Annotated in this window: 13 protein-coding genes; 5 read left to right on the top strand and 8 right to left on the bottom strand. The window is 61.7% G+C overall.

Features of this window, described 5'->3' with window-relative positions; translation table 11 throughout:
• Positions 1 to 77: 77 nt before the first annotated feature.
• Positions 78 to 1,430, top strand: coding sequence for a glycosyltransferase family 39 protein (locus FFS37_RS17130; protein ID WP_171026306.1), 1,353 nt, complete (start codon positions 78 to 80; stop codon positions 1,428 to 1,430).
• Between the two features lie 56 nt (positions 1,431 to 1,486).
• Complete coding sequence (locus FFS37_RS17125; RefSeq protein WP_137932130.1) at positions 1,487 to 2,638, top strand: glycosyltransferase; 1,152 nt, start codon at positions 1,487 to 1,489, stop codon at positions 2,636 to 2,638.
• A gap of 21 nt (positions 2,639 to 2,659) precedes the next feature.
• On the opposite strand, the gene FFS37_RS17120 is transcribed toward FFS37_RS17125, so the two are convergent.
• The 4 genes from FFS37_RS17120 to FFS37_RS17105 form a co-directional block, all read right to left on the bottom strand.
• Positions 2,660 to 4,642: an acetyl/propionyl/methylcrotonyl-CoA carboxylase subunit alpha gene (locus FFS37_RS17120; RefSeq protein ID WP_137932129.1), complete on the bottom strand. Its 1,983-nt coding sequence runs from the start codon at positions 4,640 to 4,642 to the stop codon at positions 2,660 to 2,662.
• A 124-nt stretch (positions 4,643 to 4,766) separates the two neighbouring features.
• Entirely contained in the window at positions 4,767 to 5,144 is a 378-nt protein-coding gene (locus tag FFS37_RS17115; RefSeq protein ID WP_137932128.1) for a hypothetical protein, read from the bottom strand.
• Positions 5,145 to 5,264: 120 nt separating this feature from the next.
• Entirely contained in the window at positions 5,265 to 5,795 is a 531-nt protein-coding gene (locus tag FFS37_RS17110; protein ID WP_137932127.1) for an O-acetyl-ADP-ribose deacetylase, read from the bottom strand.
• A 2-nt stretch (positions 5,796 to 5,797) separates the two neighbouring features.
• Positions 5,798 to 7,405, bottom strand: coding sequence for a carboxyl transferase domain-containing protein (locus FFS37_RS17105; RefSeq protein WP_137932126.1), 1,608 nt, complete (start codon positions 7,403 to 7,405; stop codon positions 5,798 to 5,800).
• Between the two features lie 258 nt (positions 7,406 to 7,663).
• Between FFS37_RS17105 and FFS37_RS17100 the strand changes: the two genes are divergently transcribed.
• Positions 7,664 to 8,056 carry a hypothetical protein gene (locus FFS37_RS17100; RefSeq protein ID WP_137932125.1) on the top strand — a complete coding sequence of 131 codons (393 nt, stop codon included), beginning with the start codon at positions 7,664 to 7,666 and terminating at the stop codon, positions 8,054 to 8,056.
• A gap of 20 nt (positions 8,057 to 8,076) precedes the next feature.
• On the opposite strand, the gene FFS37_RS17095 is transcribed toward FFS37_RS17100, so the two are convergent.
• The 3 genes from FFS37_RS17095 to FFS37_RS17085 form a co-directional block, all read right to left on the bottom strand.
• A complete protein-coding gene (locus FFS37_RS17095; protein ID WP_137932124.1) occupies positions 8,077 to 9,240 on the bottom strand; it encodes an isovaleryl-CoA dehydrogenase in 1,164 nt (387 codons plus the stop codon).
• Positions 9,209 to 9,853 carry a TetR/AcrR family transcriptional regulator gene (locus FFS37_RS17090; RefSeq protein WP_137932123.1) on the bottom strand — a complete coding sequence of 215 codons (645 nt, stop codon included), beginning with the start codon at positions 9,851 to 9,853 and terminating at the stop codon, positions 9,209 to 9,211. The genes FFS37_RS17095 and FFS37_RS17090 overlap by 32 nt, the downstream gene beginning before the upstream one ends.
• 70 nt (positions 9,854 to 9,923) lie before the next feature.
• On the bottom strand, positions 9,924 to 10,208 hold the full coding sequence (locus FFS37_RS17085; RefSeq protein ID WP_137932122.1) for an acylphosphatase: 285 nt from the start codon (positions 10,206 to 10,208) through the stop codon (positions 9,924 to 9,926).
• A 183-nt stretch (positions 10,209 to 10,391) separates the two neighbouring features.
• Between FFS37_RS17085 and FFS37_RS17080 the strand changes: the two genes are divergently transcribed.
• Positions 10,392 to 10,916 carry a MarR family winged helix-turn-helix transcriptional regulator gene (locus tag FFS37_RS17080; protein WP_137932121.1) on the top strand — a complete coding sequence of 175 codons (525 nt, stop codon included), beginning with the start codon at positions 10,392 to 10,394 and terminating at the stop codon, positions 10,914 to 10,916.
• Here the strand turns inward: FFS37_RS17080 and FFS37_RS17075 are convergent.
• Positions 10,913 to 12,025 carry a pyridoxal phosphate-dependent aminotransferase gene (locus FFS37_RS17075; RefSeq protein ID WP_137932120.1) on the bottom strand — a complete coding sequence of 371 codons (1,113 nt, stop codon included), beginning with the start codon at positions 12,023 to 12,025 and terminating at the stop codon, positions 10,913 to 10,915. The two genes, FFS37_RS17080 and FFS37_RS17075, sit on opposite strands and share 4 nt — an antisense overlap.
• 192 nt (positions 12,026 to 12,217) lie before the next feature.
• On the opposite strand from FFS37_RS17075, the gene FFS37_RS17070 reads away from it, so the two are divergent.
• The gene (locus tag FFS37_RS17070) at positions 12,218 to 13,867 is read left to right on the top strand and encodes a sulfotransferase (RefSeq protein ID WP_137932119.1); all 1,650 of its coding nucleotides are present in this window, start codon (positions 12,218 to 12,220) and stop codon (positions 13,865 to 13,867) included.
• Positions 13,868 to 13,870 lie beyond the last annotated feature (3 nt).

Raw genomic sequence — 13,870 nt, 5'->3', positions numbered from 1 at the left:
AAGCGTGAGGGCGGCGAAGTATCGACGTGCCCCATTCGCAAAACCAGATCCGGACCTGGCGCCCTATGAATTCAACCATGAACCAGGCCGGTGGGATTGCCTTGACCCGCCGCACCTCCATCATGATCGGCTGCCTCGTCGTGCTGACCGCCTTGGCGGCCTTGTGGCCGATTTATCGGGCGTTCCTCAATATCGAGATCGATACCAATGAGGGATGGAATGCCTACTATGCCGATGCGGCGATGGGGCGGATGCCGCTCTATCCCGCTGCCCATCAGCTGATTGCCAACAATTATCCGCCGCTTTCCTTTTATATAGTCGGTGGTCTGGGGCGATTGGTCGGTGACGTCGTCCTGGCCGGACGGTTGCTGTCGCTCGCAGCCATTCTGGTAATCGCCTGGGGCGTTTTTCGGTCGGTTCGCCTGCTGGGCGGGGATGCGACATCCGCGTGGATCGGCGCACTGTTTTTCGGCGCCACCATGTGCCGCTTTTTTACCGGCTATGCTGGGATGGACGACCCCCATTTGCTGGCCCAGGCAGTCATGGTGGTTGGCTTTGTCGCCTTCCTCAAGGCCCGGTCGCAGGATCGCGGCTATTCCCTGCCCATTCTTCTGATGGTGGCCGCCGGGTTCATCAAACACAACATCGTGGTGATGCCGCTGACGGCGATGATCTGGCTGGGCATCAACAAGCCCCGGCAAATGGTCAAATCCGCGATCCTGGCGGCCTTCGCCATCGCTCTGGGTTTTACCATTTGTTACCTCGCCTACGGCCCCGATTTCTTCAGCAATCTGAGGTCGCCGCGCGCCTATTCGTTGAAACCCGCCTTGGGCGCCATCGGACATCTGCAGTGGATTGTTGTTGGCCTGGTCGCCTGGGGTTACGTCGGCATCACGCGCAGAACCGATCCCAATATCCGGTTGTGCAATCTCTTGAACATCCTTGGCCTGGTGATGTTCTTTGTCCAGAAAACCGGCGATGGCGTGGCCTACAACGCGCAATTCGAACTGGTCTTCGGAGTATCCATTGCCACCGGTCTCGCTTTCGCGAACGCGCCGCTTTTGCCGCTCGCGCGGCGCTGGTCACCGGAGGCGCTGCGGTTCGTCCTTCTGCTCGCCATTTGTCTCCGCCTGGTGGCGTCTTCGCGCATTGAACCGGTGAGATTGTTGATCGATCCCAGCTTTCACGAGGAGATAGCCGCGCGCGAAGCCGCCATGTCCGCGACGGCCGCGCGCCTCAAAAGCGTCGCCGGGGATGCGACCTGTTTCTGTACGCTCGCCAGCTACCGTTCCGGCAAACCGTTCATCGTAGATCCCTTCTACGTCCGCCAGCAGGTTCTCGCCGGTCGTCTTCCCCCTGATGCCGTGGACAAACTCGTCGCCGCCGGAAAGTTGACCGTCGTGCAGGCGGATCCCCTTCTGCATTGGTGATTTTTATTTCATGGTGTCGCCGACCTACGCGTCTCGCCAATAGCCAGGGGTTGATTTTGAACTTCGATGTCAGAGACAGTCAAAATGCGACCTCGCATTTTGCCCCATTGGTTTCAGTGATCATTCCGACATTCAATGAATTCGCGAATGTGTCCAAGGTCGCCGCGGCTGTCGGGGTGGCGCTCAAGGGCAAAGACCACGAGATCGTCTTTGTTGACGACGACTCCTCTGACGGAACCAGAACCGAAGTGGCAAAGCTGGCTGCCGCTCTCCCGGGAATTCGGCTCATCCATCGGATCGGCCGGCGCGGGCTGTCTACTGCCGTCACCGAAGGAATGCTGAGCACGACGACACCGTTCATGGTTGTGATGGATGCCGATCTTCAGCATGACGAGGCCATCATACCGGCAATGCTTTCCTTCCTCGAAGCCGACACCGCTGATCTTGTGGTTGGCTCAAGGTACGTCGAAGGGGGTGGGGTGGGCTCCTGGGACAAACGCCGGGCACAGATTAGCGCTTTTGCAACGCGGCTGGCCAAGATGGTGACGAAAAGCGATCTCACGGACCCGATGAGCGGCTTCTTCGCCATTACGAGATCGGCTTTCGATAATTCGGTCAGGGATTTGTCAGGTCAAGGCTACAAGATCCTGCTGGATATCTGCGCGTCCTCGAAATCTCCGTTGAGAATCCAGGAGGTCGCTTACCAGTTTCGCACGAGGCAGGCCGGCGAGAGCAAGCTGGATGCATTGGTTACGTGGGAGTACCTGATGTTGCTGGCCGACAAACTGGTCGGTCACATCATTCCCGCGCGCTTCATATCCTTTTCCCTGATAGGCGGCCTTGGCGTCTTCGTTCACATGGTTGTCCTGTCGGTGCTTCTTGCCACGGGTCTTGCGGACTTCATGGCCGCTCAAGGTCTCGCGACAGTCACCGCGATGGTGTTCAATTTCTTTGTCAACAACACGCTGACCTATCGGGATAGACGCCTCCGGGGCGCCAGGGAGGTGATCTTTGGCCTGTTCACTTTCATGCTCGTATGCTCCGTGGGTGCTTTCGCGAATGTAGGCATTGCGAACTATCTGTTCGCCAACAGTCACTACAGATGGTGGTCGGCCGGTCTGGCCGGCATCCTCCTCGGCGCGGTCTGGAACTATGCGGCCACGTCGATCTTCACCTGGAGGGTGAGAAAACGACCGAGCGGTGCCTAAAACGCCTCGACGCGCCAGCCGTCAGACCCCCGCCCCGCTCGAAGCGTTCGGTTCTTCGACGAAACGCACCAGCACCGTCCCATCGCTTACCTGCGAACCCTCGGCCGCGATCTCGGCGATCGTCCCATCGTGAGGTGCCGTGATCGTGTGCTCCATCTTCATCGCCTCGAGGATCAGCAGCGGCTGTCCCCTGGCTACGACGTCGCCCTTTGCGGCCCGCACGAGCTTGACCAGGCCAGGCATCGGCGCGCGCAGGCTGCCGGAAGCCGCCGCCGCGTCATCGCTTCTGGCCAAAGGATCCGGTGCGGTGAAGGTGTAGCCGACCGCGCCGTCGAAAACGGTGACGTGGCCTGGCCAGCGGGCAAGACGGGGAATGGCGCGCAGGTCGTGCGAATTGGTGTTGTCATAGGGCGCATCGAGCGCCACCTGAAAGCGACCATCCGGCCGCACCGAGATCCTTGCCCCGATATCGTCCTCGCCGAATTTCAACCGCGTGCGCCGCGCCATGCCGTGGAAATGCGCGTAGCCCGCAAGCGAGGACCAGGGATCGTTCGACGATGGCAATGATCCCGCGTCCGAGGCGGCAAGCGCGGCCGCCGCGACGATCTCGCCCGTCGGCGGCGCGACATCGGTCAGGGGCTGCTGATGCCTGGCGATCAGGCCGGTGTCGACATCGCCGGCACGAAAATCCGGGTCGGCGGCAAGAGCGGCAAGGAAAGCGGTGTTGACCGTCGAGCCGGCAACCTCGGTTTGCGACAGGGTCGTTCCCAAGGCTTCCAGCGCCGCCGGCCGATCTTTTGCATGGACGACCAGCTTGGCGATCATCGGGTCGTAATAGGGGGAGATCGCATCGCCGGCCCGCACGCCGGTCTCGATGCGCATCGAGGCACCTTCCGGTACAGCCTGGGGAAACTTCAGATGATGCAGCGTGCCGGTTGCCGGCAGAAACCCTTTCGCCGCGTCCTCGGCATAGATGCGCGCCTCGAAGGCGTGGCCATTGAGCGCGATCTCGCCTTGCTCCTTCGGGAGTTTTTCGCCGCTTGCGACCCGTAGCTGCCATTCGACCAGATCGGTGCCGGTGACCATTTCGGTAACCGGGTGCTCGACCTGCAGGCGCGTGTTCATTTCCATGAACCAGAAACGGTCGGCCTTGAGACCTTGCGAGGCGTCGACGATGAACTCGATCGTTCCCGCGCCGGAATAGTTGATCGCCTTGGCCGCTTTCACCGCGGCTTCCGTCATCGCCTTGCGCAGCGCCGGTGTCATGCCTGGCGCCGGCGCTTCCTCGATCACCTTCTGGTGGCGGCGTTGTGCCGAGCAGTCGCGTTCGTAGAGATGTACGGCATTGCCGAAATTGTCGCCGAACACCTGCACTTCGATGTGGCGCGGCTTGTCGACATATTTTTCCACCAGCACGCGGTCGTCGCCGAAGGCAGCCTTTGCCTCGCGCCGGGCGCTCGACAGCGCCTCGGAGAAATCGTCGGGATGCTCGACCCGGCGCATGCCCTTGCCGCCGCCGCCGGCGCGTGCCTTGATCAGCACGGGATAGCCGATCTCACGCGCCTTGGATGCCAGCAGCACGATTTCCTGTGCCTCGCCATGGTAGCCCGGAACGACCGGCACGCCGGCCTTTTCCATCAGGCGCTTGGCGGCGTCCTTCAGGCCCATGGCGCGGATCGAGGCCGCCGACGGGCCGATGAAGGTCAGGCCCGTCGCCACCACCTGGTCGACGAAGTCGGGATTCTCAGACAGGAAGCCGTAACCGGGATGGATGGCCTGTGCCCCCGAGGAAAGCGCCGCCGCGATGATCCTGTCGCCGCGCAGATAGCTTTCACCGACGGGCGAGGGGCCGATATGAACCGCCTCGTCGGCCATCTCGACATGCAGGGATTGCGCGTCGGCATCCGAATAGACGGCCACGGTGTGCACGCCCAGTCTGCGGGCCGTGCGGATGACGCGACAGGCGATTTCGCCGCGATTGGCGATCAGGATTTTGCTGAACATGGAGCCTCCGCGAGCAAGAACCAGACCCGGGACGGCGATCGAAGCCGACCCCTCCCTGATGATTGTGGAGGGGACATTTGCCGGTTGGTATCTGTGTCGCGAGGATAAAGCGCGCGGGCGGCGACTATTTCGACGCAGAGATCGCGCAGCCGCCGCTGGCGGTCTTGACCTTCCACCGCTTCAGCCCAGCCTCGCAACTGCGCAACGCGAACTCTTCCGCCGCCTTCTGTGACGGCGCGTTGAGCTTGGTGCCGCAGATGATGTAGAGGTCCACCACGCGCGAATAGAACGTCGTGGCGTAAGCCGAGTGGCCGCTTGAGGCGACATAGGCCTTGTAAGCGACGTTGCATTGGCTTTTCGGATCTGTGCCCAGGGTTGGAGGAAAGCGCATGTTTCCCTTGCTGCCCGCCAGAGATTCCGCCGAGGCGGCGTTGGCGCTCATGAATATAAGAAAGCCCGCAAGTAACGAGGCCGTCATACTGCGGAAATTGACCAGTTTCATGCCCACCCAACCCTATTTGCCCATTATAGGGTGAGCAGTACCGAATATTCGGATACTCTGCCAGATTGCCGAAGCCAAAATGGCATTGCCTGTATCGAAGAATCGATTGGTCCATCCAGGTCAGCTCTCTTGCAGGTCAGAAAGCGCGCGGCGGTATAGTTCGGCCATGGGCTCGTCAAAGCAGCAGAAAACGACGATTTCCGGGAGCGCACTGCTTTCCAAGAAGTGACCGGTAGTCTTGATCGCGATATGGACCGCCTGATCTTTCGGATATCGGTAGACGCCCGTCGAGATGGCGGGAAATGAGACCGAGCGGCAGTCGTTGGCGACTGCAAGTTCCAGCGAACGTCGGTAGCAGGACGCCAGCAACTCGGCTTCGCCTTTGCCGCCGCCCTGCCATACTGGACCGACCGTATGGATGATATGTCGTGCCTGGAGGTTGTAACCCTTGGTGATCTTGGCATCGCCGACCTTGCAGCCATTCAGCATCCGGCATTCGAATTCAAGCTCGCGGCCCGCCGCGCGATGGATCGCGCCATCGACGCCGCCGCCGCCAAGAAGCGACGTGTTGGCGGCATTGACGATTGCGTCGACATCAAGCTTCGTGATGTCCCCTGTGTGAATGCGGATCCTGTCGTGCGTCGTGCTCATCGTCACATCCTGAACACGCCGAAGCGCGTGTCCTCGATTTCGGCGTTGAGCGCGGCGGAAAGGCTGAGCGCCAGTACTTCGCGCGTCTTGGCCGGGTCGATAATGCCATCGTCCCACAGGCGCGCTGACGAATAGAGCGGGTGCCCCTCATGCTCGTACTTCATCAGGATCGGCTTCTTGAATTTCGCCTCTTCCTCGGCGCTCCACTCGCCGCCCTTGCGCTCGATACCGTCGCGCTTGACCATGGCGAGCACGGTCGCTGCCTGCTCGCCGCCCATCACCGAGATGCGGGCGTTCGGCCACATCCACAGGAAGCGGGGGGAATAGGCGCGGCCGCACATGCCGTAATTGCCGGCGCCGAACGAGCCGCCGATGATGACGGTCACCTTCGGCACCCGGGCGGTGGCCACGGCCATCACCAGCTTGGCGCCGTCCTTGGCGATGCCGCCTGCCTCGTATTTGCGGCCGACCATGAAGCCGGTGATGTTTTGCAGGAAAACCAGCGGAATCCTGCGTTGGCAGCACAGTTCGATGAAATGCGCGCCCTTCACGGCGCTTTCGGAAAACAGCACGCCATTGTTGGCGATGATGCCGACCGGCATGCCGTGGAGGTGGGCAAACCCGGTGATCAGCGTGGTGCCGTAGTTCTGCTTGAACTCATCGAATTCGGAGCCGTCGACGAGGCGCGCGATCACCTCGCGCACGTCATAGGGCTGGCGCAGATCGGTCGGCACGATGCCGTAAAGTTCGTCCGCCGGATGAAGCGGCGGAGTCGATTTGTGTAAGTTCAGGCTTACAGTCTTGTTCCGATTCAGGTTCTTGACGATGCGCCGGCAAATGGCCAGCGCATGCTCGTCATCAAGCGCGTAGTGGTCGGCGACGCCGGAAAGCCGCGTATGCACGTCCGCTCCGCCCAGATCCTCGGCGCTGACATCCTCGCCGGTCGCCGCCTTCACCAGCGGCGGGCCGCCGAGGAAGATCGTCGCCTGATTGCGCACCATGATGGTCTCGTCCGACATCGCCGGCACATAGGCGCCGCCGGCGGTGCAGGACCCCATGACGCAGGCGATCTGCGGAATGCCGGCCGCCGACATATTGGCCTGGTTGTAGAAGATGCGGCCGAAATGCTCGCGGTCTGGAAACACCTCGTCCTGGTTGGGCAGATTGGCGCCGCCGCTGTCGACCAGGTAGATGCAGGGAAGATTGTTCTGCAGCGCGATCTCCTGCGCACGCAGATGCTTCTTCACCGTCAGCGGATAATAGGTGCCGCCCTTCACCGTGGCGTCGTTGACCACGATCATCACCTCGGTGCCCTCGACGCGGCCGATGCCGGCGATCATGCCCGCCGAGGAAATCTCCTCGCCATACATCGACCATGCCGCGAACTGGCCGATCTCGAGGAAGGGCGAGCCGATGTCGAGCAGTTGCGCCAGCCGCTCGCGTGGCAAAAGCTTGCCGCGCGAGATGTGCCGCTCGCGCGCCTCCTCCGAGCCGCCGCGTTCGACCGCCGAGGCCTTTTCGGAGATGTCGGCGACCAGCGCGCGCATCCGTTCGGCGTTGGCGCGGAAGGTTTCGGACGAGGGCGAGATCTGGGTTTGCAGCGTGGCCATCTTGTTAGCGCTTCCTCAAATCCCTTGATGCTTCAGCTCGATCAGTGTATCAGCCCGCGCCCGGCTGTCGTGTGTGCCGTTTTCTGCACGGCGGTCTCCCGTAACCGACACTCCTCGGAGGCAACGATGAAAAGCATGCTTTTGCATTTCACCAGATGTCTCCCTTCGGCGATGGCCTGACGCCGCCGAAGGGCGGCCTTCCACGTCCCGAACTTGAGCAAGAGGAACACCGCGCTTTGAGGCGCGGTGGGTGTCAAAATGTATTTGCGGTTCGTAACGCCGCTGATCCACCCGAAGAGCCGGGTGGAGACGGGCTTCTTCCATGCGGCCGGGTATCTGCATCATACCGGCTGCGCGGATTGGATTCACAGCGAATTGGGAGACCAGTTCGACTGGTTCAATCGGTACTTGCCGCTCCCCGGTAGGATCGGCCGCCATTTCAAGCGGCGAAATTCGATCTGGGGCATCTGCTGGTTCCATCCGGACGCCAGGGAAGCGATCAGCCGCGCCCGCTATTGCGCCTGGCTGATCGAGGAGGGCGGCTTGCCTGTGCGCTCGATCACAATGGCGCGCCAGCGCGAGGTTCTGTGGCGCGATGCCTATCAGATTGTCGCCAAGCCAACCGATAACCTGCCCAAGGCGTTCGGTTGAATTGATGGAGGGAGAGGACATCACACCCCCTCCGCCATGATCTCGCGGCCGATCAGCCAGCGCCGGATCTCGCTGGTGCCCGCGCCGATCTCGTAGAGCTTGGCGTCGCGCAGCAGCCGGCCGGTCGGATAATCGTTGATATAGCCGTTGCCGCCCAGCAGCTGGATGGCGTCGAGCGCCATCTGGGTCGCCTTTTCCGCGGCGAACAGCACGCAGCCGGCGGCATCCTTGCGCGTGGTCTGGCCGCGGTCGCAGGCGGCGGCGACGGCATAGACATAGGCGCGCGCGGCATTCATCACCGTGTACATGTCGGCCAACTTGCCTTGCACCAGCTGGAACTCGCCGATCGGCTGACCGAACTGCTTGCGCTCGTGCACATAGGGGATGGCGACGTCGAGGCAGGCCGCCATCAGGCCGATCGGCCCGCCGGCGAGCACCGTGCGCTCATAGTCGAGGCCCGACATCAGCACCTCGACGCCGCGCCCTTCCTCATGCAGCACATTGTCAAAGGGTACTTCGACATTCTCAAACACCAGTTCGCCGGTGTTGGAGCCGCGCATACCGAGCTTGTCGAGTTTCTGCGCCACCGAGAACCCGGCAAAAGCCTTCTCGACGATGAAAGCGGTGATGCCGCGCGATTTGCGCTCCGGATCGGTCTTTGCGTAGACGACCAGCGTTTCGGCATCCGGGCCGTTGGTGATCCACATCTTGGTGCCGTTTAGCACATAGCGGTCGTTGCGCTTTTCAGCGCGCAGCTTGAGCGAGACGACATCGGAGCCGGCGCCTGGCTCCGACATGGCAAGCGCCCCGACATGCTCCCCCGAACACAGCGGCGGCAGGTATTTCTCCTTCTGCGCCGGCGTTGCCCAGCGGTTGATCTGGTTGACGCAGAGATTGGAGTGGGCGCCGTAGGAAAGGCCGACCGACGCCGATGCCCGGGAAATTTCCTCGACCGCGATGACATGGGCGAGGTAGCCCATGCCGCTGCCGCCGAAATCGGGATCGGCGGTTATGCCGAGCAGGCCGAGCGCGCCGAGCTCGCGCCACAGATGCGCCGGAAATTCATTTTCCCGGTCGATGTCGGCGGCGACAGGCGCGATCCTGTCCTGCGCGAAGCGCCGCACCATGTCGCGCAGCGCCTCGATCTCCTCGTCATGACCGAAGCTGAGCGTGTTCGTGTACATCTCGTTCCTCCCCGGTATGGGTCGTCGCGCCCACCAGGCGCATTGTCATCGAAAGATATGTCGCCGTCACTTCAGCCACCGACAGCCGCTCGCCAGGCCGGAACCAGACGATGACGCCAGTCATCATCTGTATGAGTGCCATTGCCGTCAGGCCTGTGTCCTCGATGCTGAACACGCCCGCCTCGGCGCCATCGCGCAGGATAGCGCGCAGCTCCTTTTCGTAAGCCGTGCGCATGCGCAGGATCTGCGTCAGCCTGTCCGGCGACAGGCTGCGCAATTCCATGTTCGACACATGCGTGGCATGCCGGCGTTTTATGTGAAAGGCGATGTGGTTGCGCACATAGGCCGAGAGCCGCTCGCGCGGGTCCGGACCGGCTGGCCGTGCCTTCTGCCATGCCTCGCCCAGCCCCTCCATGTGTTCCCGCATAATCGTGAACAGCAGCTCTTCCTTGGTCGGGAAGTAGCGATAAAGCGCGGCGGCCTGCACGCCGACCTCGGCGGCCAGCTGTCGCATCGACATCGCCTCGTAGCCCTGGCGCGCGATCAAGCTGACGGCGGCCTCGCGGACCGCTGCCTCCGTTCGCCCGCCGTCGGATCCTGTCGTTCGCGCCATGGTCGCCCCATCCAGAAGCCATAATAAAACAAACGTTCAATTAATTCAAGAGAAGCGGCGTCGCATGTATCTAGGCGACGATCCGGAAGTCCCCAGGCGTGGTCCATGTGTCGAGCTCTTCAAGGTCGATGCGTGAGACGGCCGTTCCGGGCGGGCCTTGCCAAAGCCGTTCGGTCATTGTCGAGACCGCCGCATCGGCCCCGGCGAACCACACGGTCACCGAACCATCCCTTTCATTGCGCACCCAGCCCATCAGGCCGAGCCTCGCGGCCTCGGCGCGCGTCCAGTTTCTGTAGCCTACGCCTTGCACTTTGCCCAACACGCGGGCTCGCACGGCTCGTTGCCGGTCTCCCATGGCTTTCTCCCTTGCAAGGAATCTGGCGCGGGGTCGAATGAAGGCAATCGCCAGCGAGGGATTCCTGTGGCGGCGAGCCAGGCCTCGCCAGCCTATATGCGGCTCAATCCAATGAATGGTTGACTGAGTCAATATTCTGGTGATGATCGGATGTCATGAAAATCCCTGTGGGGCGCGCCGGACATGCCGGATAACAGGAATGCCTTGGTCGGCGACATCCGCCTTTTCAACCGCTTCTATACAACTCGCATCGGGCTTCTCGACGAAACCTTGACGCAAAGCGCCTACACGCTGACTGAGGCGCGCGTGCTGTTCGAGCTGGGCCAGCGGCCGGGCCATATCACTTCCGGCTCTAGCGGGATGGCAGGCTTTCTGACGTGGGCACTGCATCTCGATTTTGAACCAGCAGCATCCGAAATTGCCCGGGAGCTCGAGTTGGATCCCGGCTACGTACTGAGGATCCTTCGAAAACTCTCCGCGTCGGGCCTGGTCGGAATACGCAGGAGTTCCGCCCCCTTGTCTCGGCGCATGCTTTCGCTCACCGCGCGCGGCCAGGCCGCGCTTGCCTCGCTCCAGGCGGCTGCCGATCGCGATCTTGCCCGCCTGACGGGCGGCTTGGGTGACGAAGAGGCGGCGGAACTGTCGGAATTGTTGGCGCGTGTCCGGCACTTGCTCGACGGAGCGACGGCTTGCGGGCGCTTGCCCTAATTCCCTCGTGCCGCGGCCAGTGCGCCGGGCAGTTCCTCGGCGAAAATATCCAGTTCATGGTCGAGGCCGACGCTGACGCGGATGCAGCGGTCGAGCCCTGGCGCCATCGGCTTGCGGATGAATACGTCGCGCGACAACAGCCCCTGCAGAACCTTCAGCGCGAAGGCGCCATCATGGCCGCAGTCGATGGTGACGAAATTGGTCGCCGATGCCAGTGGCTTCAGCGCGTTCTGCTCGGCAATGGCCGCGATGCGCCGGCGTCCGGCGGCTACTCGCGCCACTACGGTCTCAAGATAGGCCTGGTCGGCAAGCGCCTCGACGCCGGCGACCTGCGCCATGCGGCTGACGCCGTAGTGGTTGCGGATCTTCTCGAAGTCGCGGATGACCTCCGCTTCTGCCACCGCATAGCCGCAGCGTATGCCGGCAAGCCCGTAAGCTTTTGAAAACGTGCGCATGCGGATGACGTTCGGCTTGGAGATGTCGATCGGCGGCAAGGCCGAGGCCGGACCCAGCTCGCCATAGGCCTCGTCAAGCACCAGCATGGTGGTTTCCGGCAGGGCCTCGATAAAGCGGATGATCTCGTCCGCTTCCCACCAGCTGCCCATCGGGTTGTCCGGGTTGGACAGATAAACCAGCGGCGCCTTCTCCCTGGCGACCGCGGCGAGCAGACCTTCCAGGCTTTCGTGGTCGTTTGCGTAGGGAACGGTCACCAGGCGTCCGCCGACACCGGCAACGTGGAAGTTGAAGGTCGGGTAGGCGCCGAGCGAGGTGACAACCGCGTCGCCGGGCGCCACATACATGCGCGCCACCAGGCTGAGCAGTCCGTCAATGCCCTCGCCGACAACGATGTTCTCGATCGCGACGCCATGATGCGCGGCCGCGGCAACCTTCAGGTCGAAATTGTCGGGGTCGCAATACATCCACATGTCCTGGGCGATGTCCGACATACGGGCGATGACGCGCGGCGAGGGGCCGAAGCTGCTTTCGTTGGCGCCAATTCGGGCGCGAAAGGGCCGGCCGCGCTCCCGCTCCTGCGCTTCAGGCCCGACAAACGGCACGGTCGACGGAAGCGCCACGATAACGGGCGTAAGGGCAGGGCGCAGGCGCATGGCGGAAGCTCGCGTGAAAAGGGCCTTCTTGCTAGCGTGACGGCTGGATGTGTGCAAGTTCGGCCGCGGATTGAATTGGGGCGTTCTGGGGAACGTCATTTCAACTTCGCGGCGATCGGCATCGGTTTCATCCTATACCTCGACATTTCTCGTGTACTGGATTCCGCAGACCGATTTTGCTAGCGAGGCAAGATGAGCACACGATTGCCGCCCGCCTGGTCCAAGCATCTCAAGGTTCAGCCCGCACGGCACGTTGAACCACCGAAGGCTCGCCCGGTGTCCGCGCCGACGGACGACATGCTGTTGCGGCAAGCGCTGGAGCTGCAGCAGGCCAAGAGATTCCCCGAGGCTGAGGAGCTTTGCCATCGTGTCCTGGCGCGCTCGCCCAACCACGCGCTGGCGCTCTACATTCTGGGTACACTGGGGCTTGGCTTCGACGACGAACTGGCGATCAGCTTTCTAGCGCGCGCGGCTGCCAGCGAGCCGGAGAACCCCTATTACCAGCTCAGCCTCGGAGAGGCCTGCCTTAAGGTCGGGGACTACCCGATGGCGATAACGCATTTGCAGCGTGCTTGCGAACTGAAGCCGGGCCTCATTGAATCCCTTTGTAGCTTGGCCCAAGCCTATGCCAAGTGTGACAAGGCCGATATGGCATTGGCCGTTTACGAGAGGGCATTGGAGATCAACCGAGACCATTCGCAAGCCCGAATCGGCATGGCGAGTACACTCACCGACCTGGGGCGGATGGATGATGCCGCGGGTGTTTTGAGGATGGCCGTTGCCCAGCGCGTCGGTGTCGCAGGGGCCTACCGCGCTCTTGTGAACATTCGAAAATTTTCCAGCGAACCACCCGAACTGCAGTCCATCATGGGAGAACTCGGGAAGCCCACGAATTCCGCCGATGAGACAAAGAATCTTCACCAGGCGGCGGGCAAGGTTCTGAACGACCTTGGCCGCTACCACGAAGCATTGGACCATTTTCTGAAGGCCAAGGCACTTGCGGACGGCAAATTTGACATCGATGTCTATCGCGCCCGCATTGATTCTCTTATCGAACTTTTCAATGCGGACTTCCTGGCATCCAAAGCAGCATTTGGCAGTCCTTCCGAAGTGCCGGTGTTCGTCCTGGGAATGCCACGTTCGGGCACGACCTTGACTGAGCAGATCTGCTCCAGCCATCCGCAGGTTCATGGAGCCGGAGAGCTTACCAAGCTGGGGCGAATGGCGGCCTCGATCGGGTTGAAGTTGGGCGCGGAACAAAATTTTAAGCGAACAGCAGGTTCCATGACGATCCAGCAGTCGTTTGCGCTGGCCGAGGAATATCTGTCTAATCTCAATCTTTATTCGCCCAAGGCGACGCGAATTGTCGACAAGATGCCTCACAATTTCGAGCTAGTCGGCCTTATCGCCGTTCTGTTTCCAAATGCCCGCATAATTCACTGCAGGCGCGATGCCATCGACAATTGTCTTTCGTGCTTCTTTTCGAATCTTAGCCCAGGACACAGTTACAGCTACGATCTTGCGACCCTTGGTTTGGCGTATCGCGAATATGACCGGCTCATGCGTCATTGGCAGGCGGTGCTCCCAGGGCGAATTTTTGAGAATCGCTATGAAGACATGGTCGCCGACCAGGAAGGGCAATCGCGTCGCCTGATCGACCACCTCGGCTTGATCTGGGACGACGCTTGTCTTCGCTTTTATGAAAAAGCAGGATCAGTCAGAACGATCAGCCGCTGGCAGGTGCGCCAACCGATCTATCGGTCTTCGGTCAAGCGCTGGAAAAATTATGAAGGCGGGATTCAGCCATTGATCGATGCGTTGGGCGATCTGGCTGAAACGTAGGTC

The organism is Mesorhizobium comanense, assembly GCF_005503535.1.
Lineage (GTDB): Bacteria > Pseudomonadota > Alphaproteobacteria > Rhizobiales > Rhizobiaceae > Mesorhizobium > Mesorhizobium comanense.
This window is presented reverse-complemented; position numbering and strand designations above follow the sequence as displayed.